Raw genomic sequence first — 17,615 nt, forward strand, 5'->3', positions numbered from 1 at the left:
GGCCATTAGCTCAGTTGGTTAGAGCGCTGTGTTGATAACGCAGAGGTCCCAGGTTCGAGTCCTGGATGGCCCATTAAGAACTAGGAGAGGTTTTCCTCTCCTTTTTTGTTGCCTTTTAGTAGATAATGGGTTAAAATGAGAGCAATAGTTACCATAAGTAGCGCATTTTAGAAAATCATTGGTTGATGAAAAATGGTACGCGTGAAACTCCAGTAACAAACTTTTAGCAGGTAATGCTGCTCGGAATCGCCGTTACCGATAATGAAGTGTTATGATTTACTTATAATCATAAAAATTGGGTGGTACCACGGAAATGCGTTTTTCGTCCCTTGTTTAGCGACAAGAGAAGAACGCATTTTTTATTTTATGAAAAAGAGGACATATTATATGTTAGATATACGTTATATTCGAAAAAACAGCGCAGAAGTTAAGCAGCGTTTAGAAAATCGTGGTGTTAGCCCAGAAACAATTGACGAATTATTGGCACTTGACCAACAACGACGAGATTTGATCCAAAAAGTTGAGTCTCTCAAGGCACAACGTAATGAAGTATCAGACAAAATTGCTTTTGCTAAGCGTCAAAAAGAGGATGCTAGTCAAGCAATCTTGCAAATGAAGCAAGTTGGAGCAGATATTAAGAGTCTTGATAATGAGCAAGCACTACTAGATGAACAGGTTCGAGAAATCGCTGCTCATTTACCAAATATGGCTGCCGTTGATGTACCAGTTGGTCCAGATGAATCTGCTAATGTAGAACAACGAAAGTGGGCGCCGGAGTCATATGGATCACGTCCGCACGCATTAGAAAATACACCGTGGGTTAAAGCTCATTATGAAATTGGCGAGCGGTTAGGAATACTTGACTTTGAGCGAGGTGCAAAAGTTTCAGGTGCCCGTTTCTTATACTACGTTGGTGATGGAGCAAGGCTGGAACGTGCGGTATATAACTTTATGTTAGATGAACATAGGCAAGAAGGGTATACTGAAATGATTACACCGATTGTGGTGAATGATTCAGCGATGTTCGGAACAGGACAGTACCCAAAGTTTCAAGATGATGCGTATCGTGTAGAAGGTTTGAATCAAACATATATTCCAACAGCAGAAGTGCCTTTGACGAACTATTATTCAGGTGAAGAATTGCCGAGTGAAGACTTGCCAATCAAATTCACTGCATTGTCACCTTCTTTCCGTAAAGAAGCAGGATCAGCAGGTAAAGATACACGTGGATTAATTCGTTTGCATCAATTTAATAAGGTTGAGATGGTTAAGTTTACTAAACCAGAAGATTCTTATGAAGAGTTAGAAAAGATGACACTAGATGCGGAAAACATTTTACAAAAATTGAATTTACCTTATCATGTGATTACATTGTCAACAGGTGACATGGGATTCTCAGCAGCAAAAACATATGATATTGAAGTTTGGATGCCACAGCAAAATGTTTATCGAGAGATTTCTTCAGTATCAAATACTGAAGATTTCCAAGCCCGTCGAATGCATATTACTTATCGTGATGCAAATAATAAGTTACAACTTGTGCACACATTAAATGGTTCTGGTCTAGCAGTTGGACGAACAGTAGCGGCTATTTTAGAAAATTATCAAAATGAAGATGGTTCAGTGACTATTCCAAAAGTTTTGCGACCTTATTTAGGCGGACAAGAGAAGCTAGAACCAACACCACATCATTAATTCAAAGGAAGGGTCTATATTTTGGGCTCTTTTTTTGGTATAATTAAACATATAATACACTTATTTTGCAGTAATATACAAAAAATAGATTTCAGAGGAGAAATGGGCGAACTTAATACTCGCGCGTTAAAAGTAATGGCCAATCCAATACGTAAATTAGTTGATAATTCAAAGCAACAACTAAAGAAATTAAATAAAATTGCCGATCAAGTCGAAAGCTATGCAGACACAATGGCTAGCATGTCAGATAGTGAGTTACAGGCTAAAACTGGAGAATTCAAGTCGAAAATTGCTGATACAATTGATAGTATTGAAGATAAGGACAAGCAAAATAAGGCTTTGGCAAAAGTTTTAGATGAGCTTTTACCAGAAGCCTTTGCAGTAGCACGGGAGGGAGCTAAACGAGTTCTTGGTTTGTATCCTTTCCATGTTCAAATCATGGGGTCCATTGTATTACACGGTGGTAATTTAGCCGAAATGCGTACAGGTGAAGGAAAAACCTTGACAGCAACGATGGCAGTTTATTTAAATGCGTTATCAGGTCGTGGTGTACATGTCGTTACGGTGAACGATTATTTATCTGCTCGAGATGCTGAACAAATGGGTCAATTGTATAATTGGCTTGGATTGACAGTTGGTGTCAATGTTGGTGATGCACCGGCAGAAGAAAAGCGTGCTGCTTATAACGCTGATATCACTTATTCTACCAACTTTAATATCGGCTTTGACTATCTGCGTGACAATATGGTACGACGAGCGGATGAGCGTGTGATGCAACGTGGACTGAACTTTGCCCTTATCGATGAAGCAGATTCAATTTTGATTGATACAGCACGTACACCGTTGATTATTTCCGGACCTGGTTCTGGCGTCTCACAACTCTATGCTCGTGCTGACCGTTTCGTGAAAACTTTGCAACGTGATGAGGACTTTAAGGTTGACGAAGAAGCTAAGGCAACTTTGTTAACATCTGAAGGAATTCATAAAGGCGAAATATTCTTTAACTTGGATAACTTGTATGATGCCGATGATACAGCTTTAACGCATCATATTGACCAAGCCTTACGGGCTAATTTTAACTATATCAAAGATAAAGATTACGTCGTTCAAGATGGCGAGATTAAGTTGATTGATCAGTCAACAGGCCGTATTTCTGAAGGCACACGTTTATCAGACGGTTTACACCAAGCAATTGAAGCTAAAGAAAACGTCGAGATTCAAGAAGAAAATAAATCAATGGCACAAATTACTTATCAAAATTTGTTCCGTATGTATAAAAAACTTTCAGGCATGACTGGAACTGCTAAAACTGAGGAAGAAGAATTACGTGAAATTTACAATATGGAAGTAATCAGCATTCCTACGAATCGTCCTGTTAGACGTGTGGATAAACCTGATTTGCTTTATACGTCTATTCGTGCCAAGTATAATGCGGTTGTAAAATTGATTGTTGAGTTGCATGAAAAGGGACAACCTATTTTAATTGGTACGGGATCTGTCGAAGATTCAGAATTATTATCAAAAATTTTGATGACAAAGAATTTGCCTCATAATGTTTTAAATGCTAAAAACAATGCTAAGGAAGCTGAAATCATTGCGAATGCTGGACAGCGTGGTGCAATAACAGTAGCTACAAATATGGCAGGTCGTGGAACAGATATCAAACTTGGACCTGGCGTTGCAGAACTTGGTGGGTTAGTTGTTATTGCTACAGAACGTCATGAGTCACGTCGTATTGATAATCAGTTGCGTGGTCGTGCAGGTCGTCAGGGCGATGAAGGCTTTTCACAATTCTTTCTTTCATTAGAAGACGATTTGATGATTCGGTTTGGTGCTGAACGTGTCCGCTTGATGATGCAGAGAATGAATCTAGATGAAGATACAGTGATTACCAACGGATTTATTACTCGTTCTGTCGAATCAGCTCAAAAGCGTGTTGAAGGAAACAACTACGATACACGTAAAAATGTTTTACAGTACGATGATGTTGTACGTGAACAGCGTGAATTGATTTATCATGAACGTGATATTGTCATTGATGAATCAGAGTCATTGGAATGGGTATTGATGCCAATGGTTGAACGTACAATTAACCGTGTCGTGGATGCTCAAACGAAAGAGAAAAAGTCTTCCGATTGGAATCTACCACAAATTGTTGCTTTTGTTGGTAATGCTCTAGCGCATGATGATGCCGTTACAGTGCAACAGCTGCAGGGATTAACTCGTGATGAAATTAAAGCAAAATTATTAGAGCTAGCAAAGTCGAATTATAAAGAAAAGCAAAGCCAGCTTTATGATCCAGAACAAATGTTAGAGTTCGAGAAAGTTGTTATTTTGAGAGCTGTTGATCAACACTGGACAGATCATATCGATTCTCTTGATCGCTTGCGTCAAGGTGTTGGTTTACGTGGATATGGACAATTAAATCCGCTCATCGAATACCAAAGTGAAGCGTTTGCAAACTTCCAAAAGATGATTGCAGATGTTGAATATGACACAACACGTACATTTATGAAAGCTGAAATTCGTCAGAATTTACGTTCTTAATATACAAATAAAAGCGAACTTTGTTCGTTTTTATTTTGAAAGGAATCAATATGGAAATTATCGATGCAAAGCATGCCGTTAGTGATATGCAGGAGAATATCGAACGTTTTCGCGGAACGCTCGATATGGAAGCACTTACGGAAGAAATTGCTGATTATGAAAATCGTATGACAGAACCCGATTTTTGGAATGACAATGAAAAAGCACAAAAGGTTATTGAAGAAAATAATGTTTTAAAAAATCGTCGTGATTCATTCTTAAATTTAACAAATCAAGTTGAAGAATTAGAATTATTAATAGAAATGGCTGTAGAAGATCCTGAGGATGAAGACACGCTTGGTGAACTTGAATCAGGGGTTGCAAAAGCACAAAAAGATATTGATGCTTATAATTTAGAGCAACTATTAACTGAGCCGTATGATGCCAATAATGCTATTCTAGAAGTCCATCCAGGATCTGGCGGTACTGAGTCGACAGACTGGGGTGCTAACCTGTATCGCATGTATACGCGATGGGCACAACAACATGATTTTCAAGTTGAAACTTTAGATTATCATGCAGGTGATGAAGCGGGTATTGATAGTGCAACGATTAAAGTAACGGGACATAATGCCTATGGATTTTTACGGAGCGAAAAAGGTGTACATCGTTTCGTCAGAATTTCTCCTTTTGACAGTGCTGGTCGGCGTCATACGAGTTTCGTATCAGTTGATGTAATGCCTGAACTAGATGATTCGATTGAGGTTGAGGTACGTGACGATGATGTTAAGATGGACGTGTTCCGTTCTGGTGGTGCCGGTGGACAAAACGTCAACAAAGTTTCAACAGGTGTTCGTCTAACACATGAACCTACTGGAATTGTTGTTTCATCAACTGTAGAGCGTACTCAGTATGGTAACCGTGATTATGCTATGCGTCTGTTAAAAAGTAAACTATACCAGCTCGAGTTAGAGAAAAAAGAGGCTGAGCGTGCAGCGCTAACAGGTGAAAAAATGGAAAATGGTTGGGGATCGCAGATTCGCTCTTACGTTTTGCACCCCTATCAAATGGTTAAGGATCATCGAACAAATTATGAAACTAACCAACCACAAGCAGTTTTAGATGGTGATTTAGATCCTTTCATCAATGCATATTTACAGTGGCAGTTGTCGCTTAAAAATCCTAACTAATACCTAGTCGAAACAGTACTGTTTCGACTTTTTAAATTGTATAAGTATAGATAGAGTAAACAAAAATATTTCCTAATAAATGTTTAATAGGTTATAATATAAGTCAATAAAGACGTAGGCAGCCTAATTTTAAGGAGGCAAGCATGGATAATAATTATACACCAAGTGCGCAGAATGTATTAGTTCTGGCACAGGAACAAGCAAAGTATTTTAAGCACCAAGCTGTGGGAACAGAGCATCTTTTACTCGCCCTGGCAATAGAAAAAGAAGGCATTGCTAGTAAGATATTAGGCCAATTTAATGTTATGGATGATGATATTCGTGAAGAAATAGAACACTTTACAGGATATGGTATCACTAGTCGTTATGATAAAAATAGCTATTTACCTTATTCACCAAAAGCGGCGGATATTTTACATCAAGCGAATGAAGAGTTACGCGCTTTAGCACAATCAAAAGTTGGAACAGAGCATATTTTATTATCTTTATTACAAGATGAAAGTATACTATCTTCGCGAATTTTACTAGCATTAGATGTTAATTTGCAAGATATGCGCCGTGCACTTCTTAGGAAATTAGGCATTACTGACGTACGGAAGCAGATGAAACAACAGGAGAAGCAGCAAGCATCAGCAGGAACACCTACGCTAGATGGATTGGCACGTGATTTGACTCAAATGGCGCGAGACAACAAAATCGATCCAGTAATCGGCCGTCCAAAAGAGGTTCGCCGCGTTATACAAATATTATCTAGGCGGACAAAAAATAATCCTGTGTTAATCGGAGAGCCTGGTGTTGGGAAAACAGCCATTGCTGAGGGTTTGGCACAAAAAATTGTAGATAATGAAGTCCCAGAAAACTTAGCCAAGAAACGTTTGATGGCATTAGATATGGGTTCACTGGTTGCAGGTACAAAATATCGTGGTGAATTTGAAGACAGATTAAAAAAAATCATTGAAGAAATTTACAATGATGGTGAGGTTATTTTGTTTATCGATGAGTTGCACACATTAATTGGTGCTGGTGGAGCTGAAGGTGCTATTGATGCATCGAATATTTTAAAGCCAGCGCTAGCGCGTGGTGAGCTGCAGACTTTGGGTGCTACAACATTTGATGAGTATCAAAAATATGTTGAATCTGATGCCGCGCTAGAGCGGCGCTTTGCATCAGTCACAGTTGATGAGCCGTCCCAAGATGACGCTATCGCTATTTTGAAAGGCATTCGCCCTCATTTTGAGCAACATCATCAAGTTCAGATTGATGATACGGCTATTGAAGCGGCTGTAAAACTCTCGGCTCGGTATATTTCAGATAGGTTTTTGCCTGATAAAGCTATTGACTTGATGGATGAAGCTGGGGCGAAAGTGCGTATCGACACCGATGGAAAGACGACACCAATATCGAAAGCTAAGGCCCGTTTTGCAGAAGTTCAAGCAGAAAAAGAAGCTGCTATTACGTCATTAGACTTTGAAAAAGCAGCCCAGTTGCGCACTGAAGAGATGAAGTTGAAGCAGAAACTGGCAAAGTCAGAAGCTAAAAATACTCAAAATAGCCAAAAAGAAAATGCTGAACGATATTCGATTCATGTTACAGAAGAAGATATTGCTGAGGTTATTTCGCAACAAACAGGTGTGCCTGTTATGCAAATGGAAAAAAATGAGCAGAAACGTTTAGTCAATTTGGAGTCAGTTTTGGGACGTCGCGTTATTGGACAAAAAACGGCCATATCTGCAGTGGCTAGAGCAATTCGTCGTGCGCGTTCTGGATTAAAAGATCCTAGTCGCCCGATTGGTACATTCATGTTCTTGGGACCAACTGGTGTTGGAAAGACTGAACTAGCTAAAGCATTAGCTGAAGCCATATTTGGTAGTGAGGATAACTTGATTCGTATCGATATGTCGGAGTATCAAGAACGTTGGTCATCCAGCCGTTTGATAGGTTCAGCACCTGGATATGTTGGTTATGACGAAGGTGGTCAATTAACGGAGCAGGTTCGTAATCACCCGTATTCTGTTGTCTTATTGGATGAGGCGGAAAAAGCGCACCAAGATATCTTTAATTTAATGTTACAGGTGTTTGATGATGGGTATTTAACGGATTCAAAAGGACGAAAAGTTGATTTTAAAAATACAATCATCATTATGACTTCCAATCTTGGTGCAACACGATTACGTGATGAAAAATCGGTTGGCTTTGGTGCGGTTGATTTGAAGGACAATCATGAAGCAGTAGCTGAAAAAATACGGGAAACGTTAAAAGAAACATTCAGACCAGAGTTTATTAACCGGTTAGACGAAGCTATCGTGTTTGAAAGTTTGACAAAATCTGAACTGCATGAAATTGTGAAACTAATGAGTCGTTCAGTTCTACAGCGTGTGGCTGAACAAGGTATCAGTGTTAAGATAACACCCGCAGCAATTGATGTAGTAGCTTCGGCGGGATTTGATCCTGAATATGGTGCACGCCCAATTAGACGTGCACTTCAAACTAAAGTTGAAGATGCTTTAAGTGAGGAACTACTGCGCGGTAATATAACGACTGATGACGCGGTAACGATTGGTGCTAAAAATGGTGAAATCAGAATTAGCACAAAGCCATTAAAAAAAGATACGACAAAATCGTAAGCTTTTAAAGCAAAAATAATAGATAAAGATTAGTGATTACCCAACCACCGCTCAAAAACGGTACAAAAGGTAATCTTTTTTGTTGTGAGCATAATAGATAGAGTAAAGCCAGGCAACAACTGATGAATAAAGTACAAGCAAAAATAATAGGTGTACTTGATAGTACTAAAATCAGTAGTACAGGTATATCGCCACTGCCCAATGCGTGTCGTTGTTTGACAAGAATTAGGGATAAAAGAAAAATGAAAACGGCTAGAAATAGATGTGCGGTATCATGATGAAGTACAAATAGATAGCCTATCCAAGGTAATAAAATATTCACGTGTATACGTTGTTTTGAACAGTCTTCTAAGGACAAAAATAATAATAAAATTCCTGTAATCCAAGTTATAGGTGTAGTCCATAAGAATGTGCCGATTAAAATGTAAGATAATTCGAAAATAGTATAGTAGCGACCGAAAGGTATATCGCAATAGCGGCATTTATTGCGTAAAACACATGCCGAAATAACTGGTATAATATCAAACCAAGCTAAATGATGGCCACAATAAAAACAAAAAGAGCGTTTTATGCTGAGGGGGACACCGTTGGATAACCGATCCGCAGCGCATATAACAGTTGAGATAATAATGCTATTAAATAAAAAAATAAAAATCTTTTCCATAACTTATCGTACGTTATAGAAAAGATTTTTTCATGTCACATGAAAAGTTGTTAAAATCTATTGACAATACGGCTCAAAATGGTATTATATTGAACGTGCTTTTGAGTAATCTGTTCTGTGACATCGTCACACTGTGCTGAACGGCGCTGTAAAGGCAATTGTCAGCAGATTTTCAGTGTTGTGATTTTTGAAAATATAAAAATGATACACCTGGAACTGTGAAATTAATGAAAATTTAAAGGAGACTGTAGCATGCCTACAATTAACCAACTGGTTCGTAAGCCACGTAAGTCAAAGGTTTCTAAGTCAAAATCACCTGCTTTGAACTTTGGCTACAACTCAATGAAGAAGAAGGCAACTAACAATGCTGCACCACAAAAGCGTGGTGTTGCTACTCGTGTCGGAACGATGACACCTAAGAAGCCTAACTCAGCTTTGCGTAAGTACGCCCGTGTGCGTCTTTCAAACTTATATGAAGTAACTGCATATATTCCAGGTATTGGACACAACTTGCAAGAACACTCTGTTGTTTTGATTCGTGGTGGCCGTGTTAAGGATTTGCCTGGTGTACGTTATCACATTATCCGTGGAGCTTTGGATACTGCGGGCGTTGATGGTCGTATGACTTCACGTTCAAAGTATGGCACAAAGGCACCAAAGAAGTAAGAAGGAGACTGACTAATGCCACGTAAAGGTTATACTAAGCGTCAGGAAATTTTACCTGACCCAATTTACAATTCAAAGCTAGTTTCACGTTTGATCAACAAGTTGATGCTTGATGGTAAGCGTGGTACAGCTTCAACAATTTTGTACGATGCTTTTGATCGTATCAAAGAAGCAACTGGTAACGATCCATTGGAAGTTTTCGAACAAGCTATGGAAAATATCATGCCAGTATTGGAAGTTAAGGCTCGCCGTGTTGGTGGTTCTAACTACCAAGTGCCAATTGAAGTTCGTCCAGATCGTCGTTCAACTTTGGGACTTCGCTGGTTAGTTAACTACTCACGTTTGCGTAACGAACATACAATGGATGAACGTTTAGCTAAAGAAATCATGGATGCTGCCAATGATACAGGTGCATCTGTGAAGAAGCGTGAAGATACACACAAGATGGCTGAAGCGAACCGTGCATTTGCACACTACCGTTGGTAAATATTTAATACTGAGGTTAGTAGAACATACAACCCTTGGTATGCAGATAGTGTACAATTGTCATAGATGGTGTTTGTCACACGCAAGCACCATCAAAAAGCGAACACAAATATGTGTCGCTTTTTGTTGCATATAGAACTAAACCAGGAGATAACTCACAATGGCAAAACGTGAATACCCACTAGAACGTACACGTAATATTGGAATCATGGCCCACATTGATGCGGGTAAGACAACAACTACTGAACGTATCTTGTACTATACAGGTAAAATTCACAAAATTGGTGAAACACATGATGGTGCTTCACAAATGGATTTCATGGAACAAGAAAAGGAACGTGGAATCACTATTCAGTCAGCGGCTACAACAGCTGTATGGCATGGTTTCTTTGACCAATTCGCTAAAACACCTTACCGTGTCAACATCATTGATACACCAGGGCACGTTGATTTCACAATTGAAGTTGAACGTGCATTGCGTGTTTTGGATGGTGCCGTAGCGGTTTTGGATGGTGCTGCCGGTGTTGAACCACAAACTGAAACAGTTTGGCGTCAGGCAACAACATATGATGTGCCACGTATCGTGTTCGTCAACAAGATGGATAAGATGGGTGCTGACTTCCAAATGTCAGTGGATTCAATCCATGAACGTTTGCAGGTTAATGCTGAAGCTATTCAATGGCCAATTGGTGCTGAGGACGACTTTGAAGCTGTTATTGACTTGATTACACAAGAAGCATACTATCCTGAAGATGATTTGGGAGAAAAGTGGGCACCTCGCGAAATTCCTGCAGAATTAAAGGAATTAGCCGAAGAAAAGCGTAATACATTGATTGAAGCTGTCGCTGATGTTGATGATGATTTGATGGAGAAGTATCTTGAAGGTGAAGATATTTCAATCGAAGAATTAAAGGCTGCAATTCGTCGTGCTACTTTGGCATTGCAATTCTATCCAGTTCTTGCAGGTTCTGCCTACAAGGATAAGGGTGTCCAAATGATGTTGGATGCGGTTGTTGATTATTTGCCAGGACCTTTGGATGTTAAGCCATATATCGCTAACGATCCAAAGACTGATGAAGAAATTGACTTGATTGCTGATGATACAAAGCCATTTGCTGCTTTGGCATTTAAGATCATGACTGATCCATTCGTTGGTCGTTTGACATTTATGCGTGTGTATACTGGTACTTTGAAGTCTGGCTCATACGTACAAAACACATCTTCTGATACTCGTGAACGTGTTGGTCGTTTGCTCCAAATGCACGCTACTTCACGTACTGAAATCGAAGAGGTATTCTCAGGTGATATCGCTGCTGCGATTGGTTTGAAGAATACAACAACTGGGGACTCGCTGACAGATGTTAGCCACCAATTGATTCTTGAATCAATGGAATTCCCAGAACCTGTTATTGAATTAGCTATTGAGCCTAAGACTAAGGCTGACCAAGATAAGCTATCAAATGCTATTCAAAAGTTAGCTGAAGAAGATCCTTCATTCCGTGCAACAACGAACCAAGAAACTGGTCAAACTTTGATTGCTGGAATGGGTGAATTGCAATTGGATATCATGGTTGATCGTATGCGCCGTGAGTTTAACGTTGAAGCAACCGTTGGTGCGCCTCAAGTTGCTTATCGTGAAGCGTTCACTAAGACGGTGCAAGCTCGTGGATTCTTCAAGCGTCAATCTGGTGGTAAGGGTCAATATGGTGATGTTTATATTGAATTCGCACCAAACGAAGAAGGTGCTGGCTTTGCGTTCGAAGATGCTATTGTCGGTGGTGTTGTGCCACGTGAATACATCCCTTCAGTTGAAGCTGGTTTGAAGGATGCATTAAATGCTGGTCCTTTGGCTGGATTCCCATTAGTTGACTTGAAGGCTAAGTTGTATGATGGTTCATATCACGATGTCGATTCTAGTGAAGCAGCCTTTAAGATTGCTGCATCATTAGCTTTGAAGGAAGCTGCAAAGACTGCTGGTGCGGTTATTCTTGAACCTATCATGGCTGTTGATATTGTTGCACCCGAAGACAACCTTGGTGATGTTATGGGACACGTTTCAGCTCGCCGTGGTATGATTGAAGGTCAAGAATCACGTGGACCTGTATTGGCTGTTAAGGCTAAGGTTCCTTTGTCAGAAATGTTTGGTTATGCAACTACTTTGCGTTCAGCTACGCAAGGTCGTGGTACATTCCAAATGGTATTTGATCACTATGAAGCTGTTCCTAAGAACATTCAAGAAGAAATCATCAAGGCAAATGGTCAAGAAGATTAATTCTAATATTTAAATATCTAACTGACAGATGGTTCAGTATAAACGGCGTCACTCATATTGAGTGACGCCGTTTTAATAGGAAAAAAGTAAAATGCTAAAAAATAATAAAAATCATAGTAAGTTTTTAGTACCTGGAATAATTGTTGTGGGCATGGTTTTACGTTTACCCTTTACGGCTATTCCGCCAATATTGGGAGATATTGCACGATCATTGCATGTGCCGGTTTCTAGCCTAGGGACCCTAACAACGATACCTTTACTGGCGTTCGCCATATTTTCGGTTTTTGCACCAAAAGTAGCACAAAAGTTGGGGTTAGAACGTGCTTTTACACTCATGTTAGGATTGCTTATTGTTGGTTCGTTCATCCGAATTTTAAATACACCACTTCTATACATTGGTACTGCGTGCATAGGCGTTGCGATTGCACACATGAATGTTTTATTGCCTAGTGTGATTCGAACATATTTTCCCCAAAAAGTTGGCTTTATGACTTCGATATTTACATTTAGTATGATGCTGGCGACTGCTATAGGAGCTGCGTTATCGGCACCTATTACTGCTGTGACAGGTTGGCCTACATTCATAACTTTGCTAACAGTTTTATTGATAATTGCATTACTTGTTTGGTTACCTAATCAAAAATTTGCCCATAATAATCAAATAACTGTTAAAACAAAATCTGAGAATGTTTTGAAGCCCAGTATTTGGAAAAATAAGTATGCTTGGTTATTGTTGTTTTTTAGTGGCGTGCAGTCAATAATGTTTTATATTCTATTGGCCTGGGGACCGACGATGGCAGTGCAGACCGGCTTATCAGCTTCCACAGCAAGTCTGTTTGCTGGCTTGAATTCATTGATTGGTCTGCCTTTTGCTTTGTTTATTCCATCGATTGTTGCTACACTTGATAGTAGACAACGACAGTGGCTAGTGGGGATATTTTCAATACTGGGCACGTTAGGATACGTGCTGTTACTTTTCCCACAGGCGACGTTTACTTATTGGCTAATTGTTAATTTATTAATTGGGATTGGTACATCGGCATTATTCCCATACTTAATGACAACGTTTAGTTTAAAAACTAGTAACGCAGAACAAACAGCGCAGTTGTCTGGCATGGCACAAAGTGGTGGCTATTTATTAGCTGCAACGGGACCACTATTGTTTGGTTATGCATATGGTTGGTTCCATTCGTGGATACCACAAATTATTATGTTAGTAATCTTATTTATTCTGATGACAATTGCGATACTAATTGTGGAAAATCAAGATAAAATTTTGGATTAAAAAGCGCAATCGTCGCGCTTTTTTTGTTTTTGTAATTAGTGTAAAATGTATTCTATTGAAAAGATTCGAGGGTAGGCAAGTGAGTGAGAAACAAGTACCAATTATTGCTTTTAATCAAGTAGATTTATCTTTTGGAGATACACATGTTTTAAAAAATGTTGATTTAGAAATTGAAGCTGGTAAATTTTATACATTGCTTGGACCATCTGGTTCAGGAAAATCAACAATCTTGAAATTAATTTCAGGACAGCTAACGGCTGACTTGGGAGATATATCTTTTGAAGGTCAACGTGTTAATGATGTACCTGCGGAAAAAAGAAGAGTGAATACTGTATTCCAGAATTATGCATTATTTCCAAATATGAATGTTTTTGATAATGTTGCTTTCGGTCCAACTTTAAAAGGAATGAATAAGACGCAAATTAAGAACAAAGTGAAAGAAATGCTTGATTTAGTGAAATTAAGCGACTTTGTTGATCGTGAGATTGATGAGTTATCAGGAGGACAACAGCAACGTGTTGCGATTGCACGTGCTTTGGCTAACGACCCAGAGGTGTTATTACTTGATGAACCTTTGTCAGCCTTAGATTATAAGTTACGTAAAAACATGCAATATGAACTTCGAGAAATACAGCAGCGCTTAGGAATTACTTTTGTTTTCGTAACACATGACCAAGAAGAAGCGTTGGCTATGTCTGATTGGATATTTGTTATGAACGATGGGGTTATTCAGCAAAATGGCTCACCAGAAGATATTTATGATGAACCAATCAATCATTTTGTTGCTGATTTTATTGGTGAGAGCAATATTGTTGATGGTATCATGAAGGAAGATTATGTAGTCCACTTTGTCGGTAAAGATTTTGAAAATGTTGATGCAGGAATGCGCCCTAATGAGAGAGTTGAAGTAGTGTTACGGCCTGAGGACTTAGACTTGACGTCTATTGAAAATGGTAAGTTAATAGTTACGATTGAAGATCAGTCATTTCGTGGAGATTACTATGAAATTACCGCTAGAGATGATGACGGCAATGAATGGCAAGTTCAAGCAACAAATTCAGCAATAGTTGGTGCTAGAGTAGGTCTTACATTTGATCCTGAAGATATCCATATTATGCGGTTTAATGAGTCTGAGGACGATTTTGATGCGCGTCTGGAGAGTTATGAGGACGATGATGAAATCTAAACAACAACGTCAAATATTTTATATTGTTCCTTATGGTATTTGGTTATTATTATTCGTTATTGCACCATTGATATTAATGTTATTTCAGTCATTCACGACTGCTAGTGGACATTTCACGTTTAGCAATTATGCTGCCTATTTTGGCAGTGGGACATATTTGCGGATGACCTTCAACTCAGTATGGTACGCCTTTCTGATCACGGCGATTACTTTAGTGATTAGTTATCCTACTGCCTATTTATTGAATCAACTGAAACAAAAACAGTTCTGGCTATTATTAGTTATATTGCCTACATGGATTAACTTACTATTAAAAACGTACGCTTTCATTGGACTATTATCCAAGACTGGGACTGTGAATAATTTCATTTCGCTGTGGGGCATTGCGCCACAGCAATTGTTGTTTTCAGACTGGAGCTTTTTGTTGGTGGCAGCTTATATCGAAATTCCTTTTATGATTTTGCCCATTTTTAATTCGTTAGCGGAGATTGATTCAAGGCTCTCTCAGGCTAGCCACGATTTGGGTGCTAATAAATGGCAGACAATCCGCTACGTTATCTTCCCGTTATCAATGCCAGGTGTTAAGGCCGGTATCCAGGCGGTATTTATTCCTAGTTTGTCGTTATTTATGATTACACGTTTGATAGGAGGTAATCGAGTGATTACCCTAGGAACCGCAATTGAAGAGCACTTTTTGGTCACGCAAAATTGGCAAATTGGTTCAACGATTGGTGTTGTTTTGATTGCTGCAATGCTTGTTACGATGATACTGACACGTGACCGTATGCACAAAAATCGAAGGAATTGAGGTATGGCTAATCATGCATAAAAAATTTAGATGGTCTAATTTATATTTAGTGTTTATATTTGTTTTGTTGTACTTACCTATTTTCTTTTTGATTATTTACTCTTTTAATGCGGGAGATGTCATGCAAGGATGGGATGGCTTTTCATTGAAGCATTATGCTGAGCTTTTTGTTGATACAAGGATTTTAGAGATTGTGGTTAACACATTTTTAGTTGCGCTGTTATCTTCACTACTGGCTAGCATAATTGGCACAGCAGGAGCCTTGTATATTTACAATCAACGGCATCAATTGGCAAAAAATATTTTCTTGTCACTGAATAATATCTTACTTGTTTCGCCGGATGTTATTATTGGTGCTTCGTTTTTAATTCTATTTACCGTTGTTGGCTTTACTCTCGGTTTTACTTCTGTTCTGCTTTCGCATATTGCTTTCAGTATACCGATTGTTGTTTTAATGGTATTACCCCGTTTGCAGGAGATGAATCCTGATTTAGTCACCGCAGCAAAGGATCTTGGTGCCAATAATTTGCAAATGTTGTCTAGGGTGGTGTTACCAGTTATCTCACCGGGCATTCTAGCAGGATTTTTTATGGCATTTACTTACTCATTGGACGACTTTGCAGTGACGTTCTTTGTAACAGGAAATGGTTTTTCAACTTTGTCAGTCGAAATATATTCCCGTGCGCGCCAAGGGGTTAGTTTAGAAATCAATGCGTTATCGGCAATGATGTTTTTGGTTTCGCTATTATTAGTATTCATCTATTATATGATTTCTAACAGATCTTCTAAAGGCAAAAAGCGGGGCGGAACCAATCTTGTAATGCCGGCTACGGAGGGACTATAAGATGAAAAAATTATTGTCCAGTGTAGTGGGAATATTAATTATTGTTGTTTTGCTGATTAGTGCACAGCATTATTTTTCGACACAGACAGGCACAGGAGATAAAAGTGGTAAAGTTTTGAATTTATATAATTGGGGAGACTATATTGATCCTGCCTTATTAAAAAAATTCACCAAAGAGACAGGGTACAAGGTTAGTTATGAAACTTTTGATTCAAACGAAGCGATGTATATGAAAGTTAAGCAAGGTGGTACACCGTATGACTTAGCAGTACCCTCGGAATATATGATAGAGAAAATGAAAGCAGATAATTTACTCCTACCACTTGATCATAGTAAATTAACCGGTTTGGACAATTATGATAGTCGTTTTCTAAATCAATCTTTCGACAAAGGTAATAAATATTCAGTGCCCTACTTTTGGGGCACACTTGGTATTATTTACAATGATAAGTATGTCAAAGCCGAAGATGTTCAACACTGGGATGATCTTTGGTCATCAAAGTTTAAAAATCAGGTGATGCTCATTGACTCAGCCAGAGATATTTTGGGTATCACTTTAATTACACAAGGCAAGTCCGTGAATAATAAATCAGTGGCTGATTTAGCTGCAGCACAAGGGAAACTAACAACTTTGATGCCAAATGTCAAAGCCATTATTGCTGACGAGATTAAAATGTATATGGCTCAGGATGAAGCCGCCATAGCTGTAACTTACTCTGGTGAAGCTGCAGAAGCAATGAATAGAAATACTCATCTGCATTATGTTGTGCCTAGTGAAGGCTCGAATTTATGGTTTGACAATATTGTGATGCCAAAAAATGCTAAACATAAAGCAGCAGCATATGCTTTTTTGAATTTTATGAGTGAACCGAAGAATGCTGCTCAAAATGCAGAATATATTGGTTATGCTACACCAAATAAGAATGCGTTACCATTGTTACCAAAATCGATTCGTGAAGATAAACAGTTCTATCCGGATGAAAAAACAGTCAGCAATTTACAAACGTATGATGATTTAGGACAAAAATGGACTGAAAAGTATAATGATGCATTCTTAGAGTTTAAGATGACGCAACGGTGAAATAAAGTTAATCGATTTAGTTGTAGAAATTCGTTAAAAATAGACAATAAACATTGTCAAATTAAAAGAACAAAACCCTTGCAAAGCAAGGGTTTTTCTGTTATTATATTTAAGTACGCTTTTGGAACAGTAGTAGTAAAACCCTACCGAAAGCCTAGTGTATCAATGTTTAGCGATGATGATTAAGGTTGCGACACGCGCGGCCGCGTTGCCATGGGCGCGCAAAACACAAGCAGTGTTGTCGGTTTTTAATCGAAGTTAGCTGATTTACAAAATCAACGAGGAGGC

The 17,615-nt window shown here is 38.8% G+C and carries 13 protein-coding genes and 1 tRNA gene (1 of these 14 running past the window's edge); 13 read left to right on the plus strand and 1 reads right to left on the minus strand.

The window, feature by feature from the left end; all coding sequences use genetic code 11:
• The 5 genes from GJV51_03335 to GJV51_03355 form a co-directional block, all read left to right on the plus strand.
• A tRNA-Ile gene (locus tag GJV51_03335) sits at positions 1-73 on the plus strand; it begins 1 nt to the left of the window's first position.
• A 314-nt stretch (positions 74-387) separates the two neighbouring features.
• On the plus strand, positions 388-1,695 hold the full coding sequence (gene serS / locus GJV51_03340) for a serine--tRNA ligase (GenBank protein ID QGM25041.1): 1,308 nt from the start codon (positions 388-390) through the stop codon (positions 1,693-1,695).
• 135 nt (positions 1,696-1,830) lie between these two features.
• Complete coding sequence (gene secA, locus GJV51_03345) at positions 1,831-4,242, plus strand: preprotein translocase subunit SecA (GenBank protein QGM26103.1); 2,412 nt, start codon at positions 1,831-1,833, stop codon at positions 4,240-4,242.
• 50 nt (positions 4,243-4,292) lie between these two features.
• Positions 4,293-5,411 (plus strand): peptide chain release factor 2, encoded by a 1,119-nt coding sequence (locus GJV51_03350; GenBank protein QGM25042.1) that lies wholly within the window; start codon positions 4,293-4,295, stop codon positions 5,409-5,411.
• A gap of 143 nt (positions 5,412-5,554) precedes the next feature.
• A complete protein-coding gene (locus GJV51_03355; protein ID QGM25043.1) occupies positions 5,555-8,035 on the plus strand; it encodes an AAA domain-containing protein in 2,481 nt (826 codons plus the stop codon).
• Between the two features lie 4 nt (positions 8,036-8,039).
• On the opposite strand, the gene GJV51_03360 is transcribed toward GJV51_03355, so the two are convergent.
• Positions 8,040-8,699: a peptidase A24 gene (locus tag GJV51_03360; protein QGM25044.1), complete on the minus strand. Its 660-nt coding sequence runs from the start codon at positions 8,697-8,699 to the stop codon at positions 8,040-8,042.
• A 252-nt stretch (positions 8,700-8,951) separates the two neighbouring features.
• Between GJV51_03360 and rpsL the strand changes: the two genes are divergently transcribed.
• The 8 genes from rpsL to GJV51_03400 all read left to right on the plus strand — a co-directional run bounded on the left by rpsL (position 8,952) and on the right by GJV51_03400 (position 17,327).
• Positions 8,952-9,365, plus strand: a complete 414-nt coding sequence (gene rpsL / locus GJV51_03365; protein QGM25045.1) for a 30S ribosomal protein S12 — start codon at positions 8,952-8,954, stop codon at positions 9,363-9,365.
• A 15-nt stretch (positions 9,366-9,380) separates the two neighbouring features.
• Entirely contained in the window at positions 9,381-9,851 is a 471-nt protein-coding gene (gene rpsG / locus GJV51_03370; protein ID QGM25046.1) for a 30S ribosomal protein S7, read from the plus strand.
• A gap of 160 nt (positions 9,852-10,011) precedes the next feature.
• Complete coding sequence (fusA, locus tag GJV51_03375; GenBank protein QGM25047.1) at positions 10,012-12,123, plus strand: elongation factor G; 2,112 nt, start codon at positions 10,012-10,014, stop codon at positions 12,121-12,123.
• A gap of 91 nt (positions 12,124-12,214) precedes the next feature.
• Positions 12,215-13,408 carry an MFS transporter gene (locus GJV51_03380; GenBank protein ID QGM25048.1) on the plus strand — a complete coding sequence of 398 codons (1,194 nt, stop codon included), beginning with the start codon at positions 12,215-12,217 and terminating at the stop codon, positions 13,406-13,408.
• 55 nt (positions 13,409-13,463) lie between these two features.
• Positions 13,464-14,594 (plus strand): ATP-binding cassette domain-containing protein, encoded by a 1,131-nt coding sequence (locus GJV51_03385; protein QGM25049.1) that lies wholly within the window; start codon positions 13,464-13,466, stop codon positions 14,592-14,594.
• Positions 14,581-15,402: an ABC transporter permease subunit gene (locus GJV51_03390; GenBank protein ID QGM25050.1), complete on the plus strand. Its 822-nt coding sequence runs from the start codon at positions 14,581-14,583 to the stop codon at positions 15,400-15,402. Before GJV51_03385 ends, GJV51_03390 begins: the two co-directional genes overlap by 14 nt.
• Before the next feature lie 13 nt (positions 15,403-15,415).
• Entirely contained in the window at positions 15,416-16,246 is an 831-nt protein-coding gene (locus GJV51_03395) for an ABC transporter permease subunit (protein QGM25051.1), read from the plus strand.
• A gap of 1 nt (position 16,247) precedes the next feature.
• On the plus strand, positions 16,248-17,327 hold the full coding sequence (locus tag GJV51_03400; GenBank protein ID QGM25052.1) for an extracellular solute-binding protein: 1,080 nt from the start codon (positions 16,248-16,250) through the stop codon (positions 17,325-17,327).
• Positions 17,328-17,615: the final 288 nt, after the last annotated feature.

This window comes from Leuconostoc mesenteroides subsp. mesenteroides (genome assembly GCA_009676745.1).
In the GTDB taxonomy this organism is placed as follows: Bacteria; Bacillota; Bacilli; order Lactobacillales; family Lactobacillaceae; genus Leuconostoc; species Leuconostoc koreense.

Excerpts from the sequence above, each read along its gene's own strand:
- rpsL (QGM25045.1), top strand. The coding sequence starts at position 8,952 with ATGCCTACAATTAACCAACTGGTTCGTAAGCCACGTAAGTCAAAGGTT.
- GJV51_03350 (QGM25042.1), top strand. The coding sequence starts at position 4,293 with ATGGAAATTATCGATGCAAAGCATGCCGTTAGTGATATGCAGGAGAAT.
- GJV51_03380 (QGM25048.1), top strand. The coding sequence starts at position 12,215 with ATGCTAAAAAATAATAAAAATCATAGTAAGTTTTTAGTACCTGGAATA.
- GJV51_03395 (QGM25051.1), top strand. The coding sequence starts at position 15,416 with ATGCATAAAAAATTTAGATGGTCTAATTTATATTTAGTGTTTATATTT.
- fusA (QGM25047.1), top strand. The coding sequence starts at position 10,012 with ATGGCAAAACGTGAATACCCACTAGAACGTACACGTAATATTGGAATC.
- GJV51_03360 (QGM25044.1), bottom strand. The coding sequence starts at position 8,699 with ATGGAAAAGATTTTTATTTTTTTATTTAATAGCATTATTATCTCAACT.
- GJV51_03355 (QGM25043.1), top strand. The coding sequence starts at position 5,555 with ATGGATAATAATTATACACCAAGTGCGCAGAATGTATTAGTTCTGGCA.
- serS (QGM25041.1), top strand. The coding sequence starts at position 388 with ATGTTAGATATACGTTATATTCGAAAAAACAGCGCAGAAGTTAAGCAG.
- secA (QGM26103.1), top strand. The coding sequence starts at position 1,831 with ATGGCCAATCCAATACGTAAATTAGTTGATAATTCAAAGCAACAACTA.
- GJV51_03400 (QGM25052.1), top strand. The coding sequence starts at position 16,248 with ATGAAAAAATTATTGTCCAGTGTAGTGGGAATATTAATTATTGTTGTT.
- rpsG (QGM25046.1), top strand. The coding sequence starts at position 9,381 with ATGCCACGTAAAGGTTATACTAAGCGTCAGGAAATTTTACCTGACCCA.
- GJV51_03390 (QGM25050.1), top strand. The coding sequence starts at position 14,581 with ATGATGAAATCTAAACAACAACGTCAAATATTTTATATTGTTCCTTAT.